This is a genomic window from Marinobacter sp. BSs20148, from assembly GCF_000283275.1.
Classification (GTDB): Bacteria; Pseudomonadota; Gammaproteobacteria; order Pseudomonadales; family Oleiphilaceae; genus Marinobacter; species Marinobacter psychrophilus.
In genome coordinates, this window is the sequence record NC_018268.1 from 3,501,169 (window position 1) to 3,519,428 (window position 18,260).

An 18,260-nucleotide genomic window follows, 5' to 3' on the forward strand; every position below is an offset into this window, starting at 1 on the left:
GCCTGCCGGACGCCAGTCAACCTTCGACTGCACCCAATCTGCGGCGGAGTATAGAGCCGCAGATCTCACTGGTCAAGGACTGACCAAAAAAATGGCTTGGAAAACCAAGCCATTTTTTCACTGCAAATGGTGCCCAAGGCCGGACTCGAACCGGCACAGCTTTCGCCACCACCCCCTCAAGATGGCGTGTCTACCAATTTCACCACTTGGGCAATTCGGTTACTCCAGGCCAGGCAGATCACTCTGCCTGCCGTCGGTTTCACTGGCGGGATCTGTAGCGGCAGGAGTGGATTCCTGAACCATTGGAATACCCACTTCACCCGCCACTTCAGCACGCTGCTTGGCAAAAATCGCCAAAGAAAAACTTGTTACAAAAAACGCAATGGCCAAAAAGGCCGTGAAGCGGGTCAAAAAGCTCCCGCTACCTTGGCTGCCAAATACGGTCTGCGACGCTCCGCCACCAAAAGCTGCTCCGGCGTCAGCGCCCTTGCCTTGCTGGATCAGAACCAGGCCCACCAGGGCCACGGCAATAACCACGTGCAAGACAACGATCAAAGTTTCCATTAAATCCATAAAGACGCTCGCAAACCTTTAACAATGGGTATCTGCCGGCAGTGCCTGGCAGATACTGACAAAATCTGTTGCATTCAAAGACGCACCGCCAATCAATCCGCCGTCTATATCCGGCTCAGCGAAAAGTGCGGCTGCATTATCCGCTTTTACGCTGCCGCCGTAAAGCAGAGAAATGGATTCGGCCGGAGCACCCATATCTGCCAGTACGCCACGAATGGCCTTATGCATGGCTTGGGCGTCTTTGCCGGTGGCCGTCTTGCCAGTGCCTATGGCCCAAACCGGCTCATAAGCAACGACAATCTGTCCCCATTGCTCTGGCGCTACTTTGCTCAAACCGTCACGCACTTGGGCAGCAACAACTGCTTCGGCCTGCCCGGCTTCGCGCTGCGCCAGAGTTTCCCCCACGCACACGATGGCGCTCAAGCCTGCGCAGAGAAGCTGCTCGGTTTTCACCGCCACTTGGGCATCGGCTTCGCCAAACAGCTGACGTCGCTCGGAGTGGCCTACCAGACCATAACGGCAACCAACATCGGCCGCCATAAGCGCAGAAAGCTCGCCGGTGTAGGCGCCCTGCGCTTTTTCACTGACATTTTGCACGCCCACTGCCATCGCGTTATCGGCAGCCTGAATCACCGCGGAAACATAGAGCGCGGGCGGGAAAACGACCGCTTCAATACCCAATGCGCGCACCTGCTGCGCAACCGGGCCAACCAACTCGTTGACCAGGCTTTGAGATCCGTTCATTTTCCAATTTCCGGCTACAATGCGACGACGCATACCACACCTTTATTCATTCGCAAGCGGCGGCGTAAGTCCGCCGAAAAGAGAGGCGAACTATACCCCACACCCCAAGGCCAAACAACTGCTTGCCGCCGACTCTACTCAGGCAATCGAGCTTTCAACAACCTTCGCTAATTGCTGGGCAATGCGTTCAATCACCTCGGCATCCTGGCCTTCTGTCATGACTCGAATCAGCGGCTCGGTGCCAGATGCCCGCAACAACACCCGGCCATCACTGCCGAGTTCAGCCTCGGCGCGACTTACAGCGGCCACAATATCTTCGCGCTCAAATGGGTCAAAGCGCTTGGTCACTCGCACATTGATCATGGTCTGCGGCAGTTTGCTCATGCCCCGGCGAATTTCAGCTAGAGTTTTACCTGATTTCCAGATAGCGAGCATCACCTGAAGCGCCGACACAATACCGTCGCCGGTGCTGGTACAGTCACGGATGACCATGTGACCGGAACCTTCGCCACCCAGCACCCAACCCTTCGCCAACAGGCGCTCCATCACGTAGCGATCACCCACGTTGACGCGCTCAAACTCAATGCCCAGCTCCTTCAAGGCCAACTCAACGCCAAGATTGGTCATCAGGGTACCCACCACACCGCCTTTTAGGCGGCCTTCGGCATGGCGCTGTGAGGCAATCACATACAACAGCTCATCGCCGTCTACCTCGGACCCGTCACGGTCGACCATCAGCACGCGGTCACCATCACCATCGAAGGCTATCCCCAGATCGGCTTTTCTGTCTAGAACCGCTTGGCTAAGACCTGCAAGGTGGGTCGAGCCCACATTGAGGTTAATATTAAGACCATCGGGCGCTGCGCCAATCACCGATACGTTTGCACCCAACTCACGAAACACTTTTGGCGCAACGTGATAGGTAGCTCCGTGAGCGCAGTCCAAAACGATGTTCATGCCTTCCAGAGTAAATTCATTCGGCACCGTACTTTTACAGAATTCTATATAGCGGCCAGGGGCATCATCAATGCGCGACGCTTTGCCTAGTTCTGCCGAATCACACACCGTCAGCGGTTGTTTCAGCCAGTGCTCAATTTCGGCTTCCAAGGCGTCATCCAGCTTGGTGCCGTCTGCCGAGAAGAATTTGATACCGTTGTCGTAATGAGGATTGTGCGAAGCACTGATCACAATACCGGCCGAAGCGCGGAATGTGCGCGTAAGGTAGGCTATAGCCGGTGTTGGCATTGGGCCCAGCAGCTTTACGTCTACCCCGGCAGCAGCCAGGCCGGCCTCCAGCGCAGATTCAAACATGTAGCCTGACAGCCGGGTGTCTTTGCCGATCATTACGCTGTTGCGCTGGCCTTCGCGTTTAAACGCCTGGCCTGCAGCCCAACCCAAACGCAGCATGAACTCAGGAGTAATAGGGCCCTCACCGACGTGGCCGCGAATTCCATCGGTACCAAAATACTGCCTTCCTGACATCACACTGCTCCTTTGATCGCCGTCGCCATTTTAACGACATCTACCGTTTCCCGAACGTCATGAGCGCGCACAACACTCGCGCCTTTCAAAACACATATTGTCGCGGCAGCGAGGCTTGCCGGCAACCTTTCTTCCACATTGCGACCGGTAATAGCACCCAACATAGATTTGCGTGACAGCCCCAACAGCAGAGGATACCCCAAAACAGTAAATTGCTCTGCCCGCGCAAGCAGTTGCAAATTATGTTCCAGGCTTTTGCCAAAACCGAAGCCCAGATCCAGCATGATTCTTGAAGAATCAATGCCGGCGCCCTGTGCCGCGAGTATTCGCTGTGCCAGAAACAAACTGACCTGCGCGCGCACATCCTGATACTGTGGGTTGTTCTGCATGATATCCGGCTCGCCCTGACTGTGCATCAGGCACACCGGCAAGCCAGTGTTTGCGGCTGCCTTCAAGGCGCCCTCACGGGTCAACGCTCGCACGTCATTAATCAGCCCGGCACCCAGAGCCGCAGCTTGAGTCATCACCTGCGGCGAGCTGGTGTCTATGGAAATCACCACATCCAGTTCGCCGGCGATGGCCTCTATTACCGGGCATACCCGGTCCAGCTCTTGTTGCAAGCTGACAAGCTTGGCGCCCGGGCGAGTCGATTCGCCACCCACATCAATAAAACTGGCGCCGTCTTCAACCATTTGGCGGGCATGGGCCAGAGCCTGCTGCGGACGATCAAACCGACCGCCGTCGGAAAACGAATCAGGCGTTACATTCAGCACGCCCATTACGTGGCACTGAGTCATGTCCAGCGTGCGTCCGGCAAAATTCATCTTCATTCCAACCTCGGCAAATAATTTGGGGTTCTTACAATGAAAAACGCCGCCCTAAAGCGGGCGGCGTTTTTTACTTCTCTCTAACTAGCGCATTACAGATTGCTCAGTGCTCTCCCGCCGGGCGGCCAACGCCACCCTGAGAATCATCACTGGCTCTTCCCTTAGCTTTGCCTTCGGTGGAAGTATCTTCTTTATCAACTGAAGTAGCCGCGCCGCCCGAAGAACCACCCCGATCGTCCCAGCCTTTAGGCGCGCGGGCATCACGGCCTTCCATAATATCGTCGATCTGAAGCCGATCAATCGTCTCGTACTTCATCAAAGCTTCAGCCATCAAGTCCAGCTTATCGCGATGCTCGACCAATACGTTGCGAGCTGTCTCGTAGCAGGTATCAATGATGTTACGCACTTCTTCATCAATACGCTGCGCTGTTTCCGGCGAGTACACAGTTTGATGCTGCCCAGCGGTACGGCCCAGGAACGGTTCATCGTTCTCACTACCGTACTGCAGCGGACCCAACTTTTCCGACAGACCCCAGCGGGTCACCATGTTGCGAGCCAGACTGGTCGCACGCTCAATGTCATTGGAGGCACCGGTGGTGACACCGTCAGCGCCCAATGTCAGCTCTTCGGCAATACGGCCACCAAATAAACTGCTGATCTGGCCATGGAGGAAACGCTTGGAATGGCTGTACCTGTCTTCTTCCGGCAAGAACATGGTCACACCAAGAGCACGTCCGCGAGGGATGATACTCACTTTATACACCGGATCGTGTTCTGGCATCAGGCGCCCGACAATGGCATGGCCAGATTCGTGATACGCGGTGTTCAGCTTCTCTTTTTCGTTCATCACCATGGACTTGCGTTCCGCACCCATCATGATTTTGTCTTTCGCCAGTTCCAGCTCTTCCATAGACACCAAACGCTTGTTGCGGCGGGCTGCGAAGAGCGCTGCCTCGTTCACCAGGTTAGCCAGGTCGGCACCGGAGAAACCAGGCGTACCACGAGCAATAACGGCAGGATTGATGTCATCATCCAGCGGCACTTTCTTCATGTGTACTTTCAAGATCTGCTCGCGGCCCAGAATGTCTGGCAGGCTCACCATCACCTGACGGTCAAAACGGCCAGGGCGCAGCAAGGCAGGGTCTAGAACGTCCGGGCGGTTGGTGGCGGCAATCACGATAACGCCTTCGTTACCCTCAAACCCGTCCATTTCCACCAGTAACTGGTTCAGCGTTTGCTCACGCTCATCGTGCCCGCCGCCCATGCCGGCGCCACGGTGGCGACCGACCGCATCAATCTCGTCAATGAAAATAATACACGGGCTTTGCTTCTTCGCCTGTTCGAACATGTCGCGTACACGGGATGCACCCACGCCGACAAACATTTCGACAAAATCTGAGCCAGAAATCGAGAAGAATGGCACCTTGGCCTCACCGGCGATGGCTTTTGCCAACAAGGTTTTACCCGTGCCCGGAGGACCGATCATCAGAACGCCACGAGGAATCCGGCCGCCTAAGCGCTGGAATCGGCTGGGATCACGTAAGAAATCCACCAGTTCTTTTACGTCTTCTTTGGCTTCGTCTACGCCTGCAACATCCGCAAAGGTGTTTTTAATCTGGTCTTCGCTCATCAGGCGAGCTTTGCTCTTACCAAATGACATCGGGCCGCCCTTACCGCCGGCACCACCCTGCATCTGCCGCATAAAGAATACGAAAAGCGCAATAATAATCAGAATCGGGAATGCCGCGACCAGCAATTGGGTCCACAGGCTCTGGCGTTCGGGTTCTTTACCGATCACCTCAACGCTGTTGGCCAGAAGGTCGTCCATCAGCTTGTTGTCAGCCACTTGCGGGCGGACCGTCTGGAACTGTGAACCGTCGGGACGTGTACCCTCGATTTGCAGACCGTCAATCGTGACCTGGTTTACACGGCCTTGTTGAACCATCTCCACAAACTGGGAGTAGTTGACTTGTTGGCCACTGGTGGTAGGAGTGAAGTTCTGAAACACCATCAGTAGCACTGCGGCTATTACCAGCCATAAAACCAGATTTTTTGCCATATTGTTCAAGGATCACCACCTATGAATTGCCGGGCTGCGCCATGGCACGCCCTTTTTCGCCACTTTACACCATTTCTACGGCCGTTCACCAGAAATGGCCTTGCTGCCACCAAACTTGCCGGTCGTTTCTGGCTGCGAGTGCCAGCAACCGAAATACCTGAATTCTTTAAGTGGGGGACTTGATAACGAATTGCAATACCACCACCAAAGGAATTGACTGATTAAAGCAGGTATCGTTCCACTGATGGGCAATAGGCCCGCGCGATAAGTGTTAACGGCGATTTTTCCCGCTGCACTTTCTGCTACAATCCCGACATTATACGTTGACGGCAGCACAACGAGTGCTGACCTTTTGTTAATTGCCGCCATAAAGAGATTGCATCATGAGCCTTTCACCAGAACAGCGCCGGGAATACCGGGCGATCGCCCACAATCTGAAACCGGTCATTATTGTAGGTGACAAGGGCCTGACCGAAAACCTTCAGGAAGAACTGGAGCGGGCATTGAACGACCACGAACTGATCAAGATAAAAATCGCCAGCCAGGATCGCGAAACACGCCAACAGGCAGTGATGGAACTGTGCGCCGGCGCCAAGGCTGAAGTTGTTCAGACCATTGGTAAAATTGCAGTGATTTTGCGCCGCGCCGAGAAACCCAATCCGAAACTGTCTAACTTATTGCGCCTTAAGCACTAACCAAGGTGCAGGGTGCGCAAACAGCAGACACAAAAAAGCCGGTCGGGGATTCCAGACCGGCTTTTTGTGTGAGCCACATCGCTGATCAGATGTACTCAACCTTCTCAATTTCATATTCCACGGTGCCCGACGGCACGCGAATAGCTACTACTTCACCCGCTCTACGACCAACCAAAGCACGAGCAATCGGTGATGACACCGAAATTTTGCTGTCTTTGATATCCGCTTCGTCTTCACCCACAATCTGGTATACGACCTGTTTATCGGTATCCGTATTCAGCAGATGAACAGTGGTGCCGAAAATCACTTTACCGGTGTTTTCGATGGTGGTGACATCAATCACCTGAGCGCCACCGAGCTTACCTTCAATTTCCTGAATCCGGCCTTCAATAAAACTTTGCTGATCACGGGCGGCGTGGTATTCCGCGTTTTCCTTCAAATCGCCGTGCTCACGTGCGGTAGCGATGGATGCGATGACGCGCGGACGATCTTCCGATTTCAGCTTCTGCAGCTCGGCACGCAGGCGTGCTTCGCCCAACGTGGTCATTGGTACTCTTGCCGACATAATCTTATTTTCCTGAGTGCAAATCCTGAAGGCGGCGAACCGTACGCTCCGGACCAAACTTAATGGCCCGACAGAAGGCTTCGCCACCTGCCAGGGTGGTGGTGTAACTGATTTTAGCCTGCAACGCAGACTGGCGGATCTGGGACGAATCCGACACCGCTTTACGGCCCTCGGTGGTATTGATCACCAGCTGGACCTTGCCATTTTTGATGGCATCCACAATGTGCGGGCGACCTTCGTGAACCTTGTTCACCAACGCTACCTCTACGCCCGCTTTGCGCAGCGCTGCGGCGGTGCCGGTGGTTGCAATTATGGTGAAACCACAGTCAACCAGCGAACGCGCTACGTGCTCGGCGCCGTGCTTGTCGACATCACGCAGTGACATGAAGGCAACGCCCGCGGATGGCAGGCGCTCGCCAGCAGCCAGCACGGCTTTGCCAAAGGCTTCGTCAAAGCTGTCGCCAATCCCCATCACCTCGCCGGTGGACTTCATTTCCGGCCCAAGAATAGGGTCAACCGCGGGAAACTTGTTGAACGGGAACACCGACTCTTTCACCGAGTAATGCGCCGGTATAATTTCCTGGGTAAAGCCCTGGTCCGCCAACGATGTGCCCGCCATAACACGTGCGGCCACTTTGGCCAAAGACACGCCAATGGCCTTAGACACAAACGGCACGGTACGCGATGCACGGGGATTCACTTCGATCACGTAAATGTCGCCGTCTTGCCATGCCAGCTGCACGTTCATAAGACCGACCACATTCAACGCCAGGGCCATCTGTTTGACGGCGTCGCGCATGGCGTTCTGAACATCTGCGGGCAAGCTGTAGGGCGGCAATGAACACGCCGAGTCACCGGAGTGAATGCCCGCCTGCTCGATGTGCTGCATGATACCGCCAATGACCACGTCTTTGCCGTCGCAGATGGCGTCTATATCCACCTCAATCGCGGCGTTCAGGAAGTGGTCCAGTAATACCGGGCTGTCGTTGGATACCAGCACAGCACTGCGCATATAACGCTCAAGCTCGTCCTCGCCATAGACAATTTCCATGGCGCGGCCACCCAGCACGTAAGACGGGCGGACCACCAGCGGATACCCAATCTTGCGGGCGGCAATAACGCCTTCTTCGTGGCTGCGCACGGTTGCGTTTTCGGGCTGTTTCAGGCCCAGGCCCGCAATCAGCTTCTGGAACCGCTCGCGGTCTTCGGCGCAGTCAATGGCGTCCGGGCTGGTGCCTATAATAGGCACGCCAGCGGCTTCCAGGCCGCGGGCCAGCTTCAACGGGGTTTGACCACCGTACTGCACAATCACACCCTTGGGTTTTTCAACGTGGATAATTTCCAGCACGTCTTCCAGGGTGATCGGCTCAAAATACAAACGGTCAGAGGTGTCGTAATCGGTCGACACGGTTTCCGGGTTGCAGTTGATCATGATGGTTTCATAACCATCTTCGCGCATCGCCAGGGCCGCATGTACGCAACAGTAATCAAACTCGATGCCCTGACCAATACGGTTAGGGCCACCGCCAATGACCACGATCTTTTCACGGTCAGTCGGGTTTGACTCGCATTCTTCTTCATAGCTGGAATACATGTAAGCCGTGTCTGAGGCAAATTCCGCAGCACAGGTGTCTACACGTTTATACACGGGGCGAATACCCAGCCCGTGGCGCATGGCGCGAAAGGCGTCTTCTTTCACGCCCATCAGCTTCGCCAGACGCGCGTCGGAGAACCCCTTGCGCTTCAAGCGAAACAGGGTAGCGTGGTCCAGTTCGACCTTGCCAGACGCCTGCAGCGCCTGCTCTTCTTTAATCAGGTCTTCAATCTGCACCAGGTACCAGGGGTCTACGTGGGTCTGGCGAAATATATCCGCCACACTCTGGCCCGCGCGGAAGGCATCACCGATGAACCAGATGCGCTCGGCACCGGGCACATTCAGCTCGCGGGTTAACGTTTGCCGGCTTTCTTCGCTGTCAAATTCCGGCAGCATTTCATCAAGGCCGTCAGAGCCTACTTCAAGGCCGCGCAGAGCTTTCTGCAACGATTCCTGGAAGGTGCGGCCAATGGCCATCACCTCACCCACCGATTTCATCTGGGTGGTCAGGCGGGCGTCGGCCTGGGGGAATTTTTCAAAGGTGAACCGTGGGATCTTGGTCACCACGTAATCAATGCTGGGCTCGAACGAAGCGGGGGTAATACCGCCGGTGATGTCGTTCTTCAACTCATCCAGGGTGTAACCGATCGCCAGCTTGGCCGCCACTTTGGCAATGGGAAAGCCGGTGGCCTTAGACGCCAGCGCCGAGGAGCGTGACACCCGCGGATTCATCTCGATCACCACCATGCGGCCGGTGTCCGGATGAATGCCAAACTGCACGTTGGAGCCGCCGGTTTCCACACCAATTTCACGCAGAACCGCCAGCGAGGCGTTACGCATGATTTGGTATTCTTTGTCAGTGAGGGTTTGCGCCGGTGCCACGGTAATGGAGTCACCGGTGTGCACGCCCATCGCGTCGAAGTTTTCAATGGCACAAACAATAATGCAGTTATCGTTTTTGTCGCGCACCACTTCCATTTCGTATTCTTTCCAACCGATCAAGGATTCGTCAATCAGCAGTTCGCTGGTGGGCGACAGGTCCAGCCCACGAATGCAGATTTCTTCGAACTCTCCACGATTGTACGCAATACCGCCGCCGGAGCCGCCCATGGTGAAAGAGGGACGGATGATGCACGGAAAGCCAACGTTGTCGGCAATGCGGTGGGCTTCTTCCAGATTGTGAGCAATGTCGGCACGGGGACACTCAAGGCCAATGGATTTCATAGCCTTGTCAAAACGACTGCGGTCTTCAGCTTTGTCGATGGTATCGGCGTTAGCACCGATCATTTCAACGCCGTATTTAGCCAGTACGCCGTGCTTTTCCAGATCCAGCGCACAGTTCAACGCGGTTTGCCCACCCATGGTCGGCAACAGAGCATCGGGCCTTTCTTTTTCAATAATCTTGGCAACCGTTGACCAGATAATCGGCTCGATGTAGGTGGCATCGGCCATGGCCGGGTCGGTCATGATGGTGGCCGGGTTGGAGTTAACCAGTATCACCCGGTAGCCCTCCTCGCGCAGAGCCTTACAGGCCTGAGCGCCGGAATAGTCGAATTCACACGCCTGCCCGATCACGATAGGGCCTGCTCCCAGGATCAGGATGCTTTTAATGTCGGTACGTTTTGGCATGTCTTGGTCAACCTGTCAGCAACTTTAATGTCTTGCAGCGCGGTGCGCAGCGCCTGTTTGCGCGAGGCCATTGGCTGACCTCACTCGCCTTTTCTCTAAGCGCGCCGGGCTTCCATCGAGCGGATAAACTCGTCAAACAGTGGCGCCACATCGTGGGGGCCAGGGCTGGCTTCCGGGTGGCCCTGAAAGCTAAACGCGGCTTTATCGGTGCGGCGCAAACCTTGCAGAGTGCCATCAAACAGCGACTTGTGAGTTGCCTCCAGGTTCGCCGGCAGGCTGGCCTCGTCTACTGCAAAACCGTGATTCTGGCTGGTGATCATGACGGTTCCATCGGCCAGGCACTGCACCGGATGGTTAGCACCGTGGTGGCCGTGGTTCATCTTCATGGTTTTGGCACCGCTAGCCAAGGCCAGAAGCTGGTGACCCAAGCAAATACCAAACACCGGCAGGTCGGCTTCCAAAATGTCCTGAATGGCTTTTATGGCGTAATCGCAGGGCTCAGGATCACCGGGGCCGTTGGACAAGAACACGCCGTCCGGATTCATCGCCAACACCTCGGCTGCAGGCGTTTGTGCCGGCACAACGGTGATGTCGCAACCGCGCGATGCCAGCATGCGCAGAATGTTCAGTTTAATACCGTAGTCGTAAGCTACGATTTTAAAGTGCGGGCTGTCCTGCTGACCGTAACCATTGACCAGATCCCACTCCGTTTCTGTCCAGTGGCTAACGCTTTTCGAGCTGACTTCTTTCGCCAGGTCCATTCCTTTCAAACCCGGGAAAACTTTTGCCAATTCCAGAGCGCGTTCGGCAGTAGCGCTTTCGCCGGCGACAACGGCGCCGCTCTGGGAGCCTTTGTCGCGCAGAATTCGGGTCAGGCGACGGGTGTCAATATCGGCAATGCCCACAATATTGTTGTCGCGCAAATAGCCATCCAAGCTCTGGGTGCTGCGCCAATTACTGGCTGCCAGTGGCAGATCGCGAATGATCAGAGCGGCGGCGTGTATGCGGTCTGATTCCACGTCTTCCGGGTTGACGCCGGTGTTGCCAATGTGCGGATACGTAAGTGTCACCAGCTGGCGAGCGTAGGAAGGGTCGGTCAGTATTTCCTGATAGCCGGTCATGGCGGTGTTAAACACCACTTCGCCGCTGGTTTCGCCGTCAGCGCCAATAGCGGTGCCGTAAAACAGGCTGCCGTCTGCGAGTGCAAGGATTGCGGGAGTACTCAAGGCTTCTATCCTCATCGAGTGGCGTCATGTTCGTCATGAACGGGAGCGTAGGCGCAAATTCAGGTCGCAAAAAAGCGAGAGGGAGTGGTGGCTCCGTCCCGCTGTTTTGTCCTACGGGAAGGAAAGATGTTTCCCGTGGCGCTGTAAAATCTACGCTTGATGCAGTTAAAGCGCTCTATTATAGAAAATAAGGCGCTTTTTGTCCATGAGGAATCCGCCCGGTGGCGTTATTGCTTCAACTCCAACACATCTTGCATATCGTACAAGCCGGCCGGCTTGTTTTTCAGCCACAGCGCGGCACGCATTGCGCCTTTGGCGAAGGTCATGCGGCTGCTGGCTTTGTGGGTGATTTCGATGCGCTCGCCTTCGGTGGCGAACAGGACGGTGTGATCGCCCACAACGTCGCCCGCGCGAATGGTTTCAAAGCCAATTTCTTTGCGGGTACGTTCGCCGGTGAAGCCTTCGCGGCCGTAAACAGCGCATTCTTTCAGATCGCGGCCCAGCGCATCGGCAACCACTTCGCCCATACGCAGCGCGGTGCCTGACGGAGCGTCTTTTTTGTGGCGGTGGTGGGCTTCGATAATTTCAACATCGTAGTCGTCACCCAGCGCGGCAGCCGCAGTGCGCAGTAAATTCAACACCACACTTACGCCCACACTCATGTTGGGGGCAAACACCACAGGTACATTTTCGGCAACTTGTGCAAGTTGTTGCTTTTCGGCGTCAGACAATCCGGTGGTACCAATAACGTGGGATTTACCGTGGGCCAGGCAGAAGCGAGCGTTTTCCAAGGTAAGATCTGGAAAGGTGAAGTCGATCAGCACGTCGAAATCATCTTTCACGTCCGCCAGGCTGCCGGCCATGGCAACACCGGTTTTCCCGATGCCGGTCATGTCGCCGGCGTCAGCGCCGATCAGGCTATTGCCGGGTTCAACAATAGCCGCGCCTAGTTGCAGGCCATCAGTGCCGTCAACGGCTTCGATCAGTACCTTTCCCATGCGCCCCGCAGCACCGATGATGGCTACCTTCATCTATAAACCCTCAGTTCTTGCATCTGTTTAAGCCCTCAGTACTCGCCTCTGCGTGCCCTCAGAACTTGGTTTCGTCAAAGAAGCTCTTCACACCTCTAAACCACGATGTTTTCTTCGGGCCATGCTGGTCGCCGTCACCGCTGTCGAGGGTATCCTGAAACTCATTCAACAGTTCTTTCTGGCGCTTGGTCAGACGTACCGGGGTTTCGATGGTCACCCGACACAGCAAGTCGCCAGCACCGCCACCACGCACCGGTGCCACGCCTTTGTTGCGCAGGCGGAACAATTTTCCGGTTTGGGTCTCGGCCGGTATTTTTAGCTTAACGCGGCCATCCAGCGTTGGCACTTCCAGCTCACCACCCAAAGCGGCATCAACAATGCTGATGGGCACTTCGCAATACAGGTTACGCCCGTCGCGGGTGAAGATGGAATGTTCGCGCACGGCCATTTGCACATACAAGTCGCCAGCAGGGCCGCCCTCTATGCCCATTTCGCCTTCACCAGACAAACGGATGCGGTCGCCAGTATCCACGCCGGGGGGCACTTTAACCGATAAGGTTTTCTCTTCTTTCACCCGGCCCTGACCCTGGCACTTACTGCACGGATTCTTAATAACCTTACCCGCACCACGGCAGGTAGGGCATGCTTGCTGCACAGTGAAAAAGCCCTGCTGCATACGCACCTGGCCCATACCTTTACAGGTACCACAGGCTTCAGGACGCGAGCCTTTCTCGGCACCATTGCCATCACAGGCTTCGCATTCACGATGGCCAGGAATGGTGATTTTAACCGTTCTACCTTTAACGGCTTCTTCTAAGTCCAGGTCCAGGGTGTAGCGTAAATCGGAGCCGCGGGTGTTGCGGCCACGGCCACCACCGCCTCCAAAAATATCGCCAAATACGTCGCCAAAAATATCCGAGAAATTCCCATTACCGCCACCAAAGCCACCGCCGCCCTGGCCGTCAACGCCGGCATGACCAAACTGGTTGTAGGCCGCTCGCTTGTTGGCGTCTGCGAGTACTTCGTAGGCCTCACTGGCTTCTTTGAATTTGTTGTCGGCGTCTTTATCGTCCGGGTTGCGGTCCGGGTGATATTTCATTGCAAGCTTGCGATACGCCCGCTTTACTTCTTTGTCGTCCGCGTCCCGGCTCACGCCGAGAGTCTCGTAATAGTCGCGCTTGGCCATGCTTCAAATCCCGTGGTTATAACGAGGAAAACGCGGGAGCGACCCGCGTTTTCCAACTACTGGCAAAATCTAGGTCAATCGATTAACGCTTGTCGTCGTCCTTCACTTCTTCGAACTCAGCGTCAACAGCGTCATCAGCGGTGTTCGACTGGGCATTTTCCTGCCCTTCCTCCGGCTGGCCCTGCTCCGCCTGATCGGCGTACATCTTCTTGGCCAATTCGCCAGAAACTTCAGTCAGCTTCTCGGTCTTAGCCTGGATGTCGTCCTTATCAGAACCTTTCAGCGCTTCTTCCAGTTCAGTTACAGAAACTTCAATCGACTCTTTCTCGCTGTCGCTGACTTTATCGCCAGCGTCCTTTAAGGTTTTACGCACCGCGTGAACCATGGCATCGCCCTGGTTGCGGGCTTGAACCAGCTCCTCAAACTTGCGGTCTTCGTCAGCGTTGGCTTCGGCGTCACGCACCATTTTTTCAATTTCTTCATCACTCAGGCCGGACGACGCCTTGATCACGATAGACTGCTCTTTACCGGTCGCCTTGTCTTTGGCAGACACGTTCAGAATACCGTTGGCGTCGATGTCAAAAGTCACTTCGATCTGCGGCACGCCGCGCGGTGCAGGCGGAATATCAGCCAAATCGAAACGGCCCAGTGACTTGTTCTGCGTAGCTTGCTTGCGCTCGCCCTGAACCACGTGAATGGTTACCGCTGTTTGACTGTCGTCCGCGGTAGAGAAAGTCTGCGACTTCTTGGTCGGAATCGTGGTGTTCTTGTCGATCAGCGACGTAGCAACACCACCCATGGTTTCGATACCCAGGCTCAGAGGTGTTACGTCCAGCAGCAGTACGTCTTTCACATCGCCAGACAATACGGCGGCCTGAATGGCGGCGCCCATAGCAACCGCTTCATCTGGGTTAACGTCTTTGCGAGCTTCTTTACCGAAGAACTCTTTTACTTTTTCCTGCACCAGCGGCATACGGGTTTGGCCGCCAACCAGAATCACTTCGTCAATCTGATCGAGGTTCAGACCCGAGTCTTTCAGAGCGACTTTACACGGCTCAAGAGTGCGCTGTACCAGGTCTTCCACCAACGACTCCAGCTTGGCACGAGTCAGCTTGACGTTCATGTGCTTGGGGCCGCTGGCATCAGCGGTAATGTACGGCAAGTTCACGTCGGTCTGCTGGCTACTGGAAAGCTCAATTTTAGCTTTCTCACCGGCTTCTTTAAGACGCTGCATGGCCAATGAGTCGCCACGTAGATCAATACCACTGTCTTTTTTGAACTGGTCGGCCAGGAATTCGATGATTTTCATATCGAAATCTTCACCGCCCAGGAAGGTGTCACCATTCGTGGCCAACACTTCGAACTGGTGCTCGCCGTCTACATCGGCAATTTCAATGATCGACAGGTCAAACGTACCACCGCCCAAATCGTAAACCGCGATGGTGCGGTCGCCGCCCTTCTTGTCCATGCCGTAGGCCAGAGCAGCAGCAGTCGGCTCATTGATAATACGCTTAACGTCGAGACCGGCAATTTTGCCCGCATCTTTGGTCGCCTGACGCTGGCTGTCGTTGAAGTATGCCGGAACGGTAATAACGGCTTCAGTCACTTTCTCGCCCAAGTAATCTTCGGCGGTTTTCTTCATTTTCTTCAGAATTTCCGCAGAAATCTGCGGCGGAGCCATTTTCTGGCCTTTTACATCGACCCAAGCATCGCCGTTATCAGCCTTGGCGATCTTGTAAGGCACCATTTTGATGTCTTTTTGCACAACATCGTCTTCAAACCGACGGCCGATCAAACGCTTGATCGCATAAAGGGTGTTATACGGGTTGGTAACAGCCTGACGCTTGGCAGACTGACCTACCAGAATTTCGTTGTCGTCGGTATAGGCGATGATCGATGGCGTAGTGCGATCACCTTCAGAATTTTCAATAACCCTGACCTTGCCACCGTCCATAACGGCGATGCAAGAGTTGGTTGTGCCTAAGTCAATACCGATAATTCTGCTCATTGAGTCACTCCAAATCTTTCTGAATGCTGGGGCCGGAGGATCACTCCGAACTGTTCTGGTTAAAAGCTATATTGGCGCTTTAAGCTATTTTTCAAGCCTGCTCATCAATTTTTGGTGCATCTTGGGGCTTGGCCACCATCACCATGGCTGGGCGCACAACCCTGCCATTCAACAAATAGCCTTTCTGCATAACCGCAACCACGCTGTTTGGCTCAGCGTTGGGCGCTGGCACCATAGACATCGCCTCATGGTATTGCGGATCAAACGGTTCGCCGACAGGATTCAGGCGCTCAACGTTAAACTTCTTGAGGCCAGACAGGAACATATCGAGGGTAAGCTCTACGCCTTGGCGAATGGACGCCACCAAGTCGCCAGAAGATTCATGGCCTTCGGTGCTTTCAACCGCTTTTTCCAGACTGTCTACCACCGGCAACAGTTCCTTAACGAACTTTTCTACCGCAAATTTGTGGGCTTTTTCGACGTCGTTCTCGGCGCGACGGCGTACGTTCTGCATTTCTGCATGCGAACGCAGCACCTGCTCTTGAAACTCCTGGACCTGCGCCTGCAGTGCTTCAAGGTCGGCGGATGGCGAGCTTTCTGGCTCTCCCTCGGCTGCTTCTACGTTTTCTTCTGCGGCTTTATCTACGGCTTGTTGCAGCTCATCTGCAAATTGCTCGTTGCGTTCTTCGTCAGTGCTCATGACTACTCCTGGTGAATAAAATACGGCCGGTATGACCACGGCCTACTCTTTATATCCGGATAACCGCCATAACGGCCGGAACAAAGTATTTGCAAGTCGATATGGGGCCCCGCGACGCAGTTTCAACCGATGCGCGATGCATTTTGCAACAAAGTTGACACCACAGAGTTTGCAACAACACAAAAGCCTGTATATATTTACAGTCACTGTATGAAAAAACAGTATCCAGACATCGAGCGGAGGTTTCGGCATGCTCACACAGCTAACGGTTTCCAATTACGCCATCGCGGAACGGGTGGAACTGCACTTCCATAAAGGCATGACCGCCCTTACCGGGGAAACCGGTGCCGGCAAATCAATTGTGCTGGACGCACTTGGCCTTGCCATGGGAGGACGCGCAGACGCCGGCGCTGTGCGTTATGGTGCGAAGCGGGCTGACATTACCGCCACCTTCGATATTTCAACTATTACGGCTGCGCGCAGCTGGCTGGAACAGCAAGAGCTGGACGATCATAACGACTGCATTTTACGCCGCGCCATCAGCCGCGACGGCCGATCCCGCGCCTACATCAACGGCCAACCCTGTCCGCTAAGCCACCTGAAAGAACTGGGTGGCCTGCTAATGGACATTCACAGCCAGCACCAACATCAATCCTTACTGCGCAAGGATACCCACCGCACCTTACTGGATGAATACGCCGGGGCCGATGAACTAGCAGGGCAAACCCGCCAAGCCTGGAGTAGGTGGAGTAAAACCCGTCAAAAAATGGTCGAGCGCCAAAACAACGCCGATGAAACTGAAGCCCGACTGCAACTGTTGCGCTATCAAGTAGAAGAGCTGGATCGCCTGGATCTGCAAGAGCTAGAGCAGCAGCAGCTGGAACAGCAACAACAGGAGTTAAGCCAAGCTGATACCATTTTGCACCATAGCAATCAGGCGGCTTTACTGTGTTCGGAAGACGACACCAGCGCTGCCGCACTGGTACGCCAGGTGCTTCAGCAACTTGGGCAGCTGCCAACGGAAATTCCAGCGCTGGCCGACACTCTGCAAATGCTGAGCGAAGCGCAGATACAAATCAGCGAAGCCGGCGACAATCTGCGCCGCTTTGTTGATGATTACGAAGCCGACCCGCAGCACCTTGCAGAAATAGAAGATCGCTTGAGTGCGATTTATCAGATGGCGCGCAAGCATCGCATCATGCCCGAACAATTGTTCGAGCTGCACCAGCGGCTGAACGGCGAGCTGGCTGATCTGGACGGCGGCGCAGACAGTCTGGAGCAGCTTCAGGCCGAATTGGACGAGCAGCTACTGGAATACAACGCGCTGGCCGATGAACTGACACAGTTGCGCCGGCACGTGGCGGTAAATCTGGACGTCCGCGTAGCAGCAGAATTGGCTCAACTGAGCATGCCTAATGTGCAGTTTGTAACGCAACTGGCCGACAACCGTGACGAGCCGGCGGCTCATGGCCACGAAGACATCGAATTTCTGGTTAGCGCCAATCCCGGCCAGCCAGCGCGACCACTGGCGAAAGTCGCCTCGGGCGGCGAGCTTTCGCGGATCAGTCTGGCCATTCAAGTGGTGGTAGCACAAACCTCTACCACACCGACATTGGTGTTCGACGAAGTAGACGTGGGGATTGGCGGTGGCACCGCCGAAGTCGTTGGCAAACTACTGCGGGCACTCGGCGAAAACGGTCAGGTGCTGTGTGTTACCCACTTGCCACAAGTGGCAGCCCAGTGCCATCAACACCTGTTCGTTAGCAAGTTCACAGAGCAGGAAGCCACCTTCTCGAAAATCGAAACCCTGGACGATCAGGGCCGAATCAGCGAAGTCGCCCGTATGCTGGGCGGCGTAGATATGACAGAACAGACCATTGCCCACGCCAAAGAAATGTACAGCAAGGGACAGGCAACCCATCACTGACAGCATTCCCCCTC

14 protein-coding genes and 1 tRNA gene are annotated in these 18,260 nt (G+C 55.1%); 2 read left to right on the top strand and 13 right to left on the bottom strand.

Translation table 11 applies throughout. The features are described 5' to 3' along the window. Nucleotides 1-127: 127 nt before the first annotated feature. From MRBBS_RS15980 to ftsH, 6 genes are all read right to left on the bottom strand, one after another. Nucleotides 128-212: transfer RNA gene (locus MRBBS_RS15980), tRNA-Leu, on the bottom strand. A 7-nt stretch (nt 213-219) separates the two neighbouring features. Then, entirely contained in the window at nt 220-573 is a 354-nt protein-coding gene (gene secG, locus MRBBS_RS15985; RefSeq protein WP_014872620.1) for a preprotein translocase subunit SecG, read from the bottom strand. 18 nt (nt 574-591) lie between these two features. Beyond that, complete coding sequence (gene tpiA / locus MRBBS_RS15990; protein WP_014872621.1) at nt 592-1,350, bottom strand: triose-phosphate isomerase; 759 nt, start codon at nt 1,348-1,350, stop codon at nt 592-594. Nucleotides 1,351-1,455: 105 nt separating this feature from the next. Then, the gene (glmM, locus tag MRBBS_RS15995; protein ID WP_014872623.1) at nt 1,456-2,799 is read right to left on the bottom strand and encodes a phosphoglucosamine mutase; all 1,344 of its coding nucleotides are present in this window, start codon (nt 2,797-2,799) and stop codon (nt 1,456-1,458) included. After that, complete coding sequence (folP, locus tag MRBBS_RS16000) at nt 2,799-3,629, bottom strand: dihydropteroate synthase (protein ID WP_041635336.1); 831 nt, start codon at nt 3,627-3,629, stop codon at nt 2,799-2,801. Before folP ends, glmM begins: the two co-directional genes overlap by 1 nt. Nucleotides 3,630-3,729: 100 nt before the next feature. Continuing rightward, nucleotides 3,730-5,694, bottom strand: a complete 1,965-nt coding sequence (gene ftsH, locus MRBBS_RS16005; RefSeq protein WP_014872625.1) for an ATP-dependent zinc metalloprotease FtsH — start codon at nt 5,692-5,694, stop codon at nt 3,730-3,732. Nucleotides 5,695-6,068: 374 nt separating this feature from the next. Between ftsH and yhbY the strand changes: the two genes are divergently transcribed. Further along, nucleotides 6,069-6,380, top strand: a complete 312-nt coding sequence (gene yhbY / locus MRBBS_RS16010) for a ribosome assembly RNA-binding protein YhbY (RefSeq protein WP_014872626.1) — start codon at nt 6,069-6,071, stop codon at nt 6,378-6,380. A gap of 85 nt (nt 6,381-6,465) precedes the next feature. Here yhbY and greA read toward each other — a convergent pair whose 3' ends face one another. The 7 genes from greA to grpE form a co-directional block, all read right to left on the bottom strand. Further along, nucleotides 6,466-6,945: a transcription elongation factor GreA gene (greA, locus tag MRBBS_RS16015; protein WP_083847074.1), complete on the bottom strand. Its 480-nt coding sequence runs from the start codon at nt 6,943-6,945 to the stop codon at nt 6,466-6,468. Between the two features lie 4 nt (nt 6,946-6,949). After that, the gene (gene carB, locus MRBBS_RS16020; RefSeq protein WP_014872628.1) at nt 6,950-10,168 is read right to left on the bottom strand and encodes a carbamoyl-phosphate synthase large subunit; all 3,219 of its coding nucleotides are present in this window, start codon (nt 10,166-10,168) and stop codon (nt 6,950-6,952) included. Between the two features lie 95 nt (nt 10,169-10,263). Continuing rightward, nucleotides 10,264-11,394 (bottom strand): glutamine-hydrolyzing carbamoyl-phosphate synthase small subunit, encoded by a 1,131-nt coding sequence (gene carA / locus MRBBS_RS16025; RefSeq protein WP_041635338.1) that lies wholly within the window; start codon nt 11,392-11,394, stop codon nt 10,264-10,266. Nucleotides 11,395-11,621: 227 nt separating this feature from the next. Beyond that, nucleotides 11,622-12,425 (bottom strand): 4-hydroxy-tetrahydrodipicolinate reductase, encoded by an 804-nt coding sequence (gene dapB / locus MRBBS_RS16030; RefSeq protein WP_014872630.1) that lies wholly within the window; start codon nt 12,423-12,425, stop codon nt 11,622-11,624. 58 nt (nt 12,426-12,483) lie between these two features. Further along, nucleotides 12,484-13,611, bottom strand: a complete 1,128-nt coding sequence (dnaJ, locus tag MRBBS_RS16035; protein ID WP_014872631.1) for a molecular chaperone DnaJ — start codon at nt 13,609-13,611, stop codon at nt 12,484-12,486. A gap of 82 nt (nt 13,612-13,693) precedes the next feature. Next, nucleotides 13,694-15,619 carry a molecular chaperone DnaK gene (dnaK, locus tag MRBBS_RS16040; RefSeq protein ID WP_014872632.1) on the bottom strand — a complete coding sequence of 642 codons (1,926 nt, stop codon included), beginning with the start codon at nt 15,617-15,619 and terminating at the stop codon, nt 13,694-13,696. Between the two features lie 91 nt (nt 15,620-15,710). Continuing rightward, nucleotides 15,711-16,319 (bottom strand): nucleotide exchange factor GrpE, encoded by a 609-nt coding sequence (gene grpE / locus MRBBS_RS16045; protein ID WP_014872633.1) that lies wholly within the window; start codon nt 16,317-16,319, stop codon nt 15,711-15,713. Nucleotides 16,320-16,569: 250 nt separating this feature from the next. On the opposite strand from grpE, the gene recN reads away from it, so the two are divergent. Further along, a complete protein-coding gene (gene recN / locus MRBBS_RS16050; protein WP_014872634.1) occupies nt 16,570-18,246 on the top strand; it encodes a DNA repair protein RecN in 1,677 nt (558 codons plus the stop codon). Nucleotides 18,247-18,260 lie beyond the last annotated feature (14 nt).

Bases quoted from the DNA above. Each gene is read 5' to 3' on its own strand.
- dapB (WP_014872630.1), bottom strand. From the start codon at position 12,425: ATGAAGGTAGCCATCATCGGTGCTGCGGGGCGCATGGGAAAGGTACTG.
- dnaJ (WP_014872631.1), bottom strand. From the start codon at position 13,611: ATGGCCAAGCGCGACTATTACGAGACTCTCGGCGTGAGCCGGGACGCG.
- greA (WP_083847074.1), bottom strand. From the start codon at position 6,945: ATGTCGGCAAGAGTACCAATGACCACGTTGGGCGAAGCACGCCTGCGT.
- recN (WP_014872634.1), top strand. From the start codon at position 16,570: ATGCTCACACAGCTAACGGTTTCCAATTACGCCATCGCGGAACGGGTG.
- tpiA (WP_014872621.1), bottom strand. From the start codon at position 1,350: ATGCGTCGTCGCATTGTAGCCGGAAATTGGAAAATGAACGGATCTCAA.
- dnaK (WP_014872632.1), bottom strand. From the start codon at position 15,619: ATGAGCAGAATTATCGGTATTGACTTAGGCACAACCAACTCTTGCATC.
- grpE (WP_014872633.1), bottom strand. From the start codon at position 16,319: ATGAGCACTGACGAAGAACGCAACGAGCAATTTGCAGATGAGCTGCAA.
- folP (WP_041635336.1), bottom strand. From the start codon at position 3,629: ATGAAGATGAATTTTGCCGGACGCACGCTGGACATGACTCAGTGCCAC.
- secG (WP_014872620.1), bottom strand. From the start codon at position 573: ATGGATTTAATGGAAACTTTGATCGTTGTCTTGCACGTGGTTATTGCC.
- carB (WP_014872628.1), bottom strand. From the start codon at position 10,168: ATGCCAAAACGTACCGACATTAAAAGCATCCTGATCCTGGGAGCAGGC.
- yhbY (WP_014872626.1), top strand. From the start codon at position 6,069: ATGAGCCTTTCACCAGAACAGCGCCGGGAATACCGGGCGATCGCCCAC.
- glmM (WP_014872623.1), bottom strand. From the start codon at position 2,799: ATGTCAGGAAGGCAGTATTTTGGTACCGATGGAATTCGCGGCCACGTC.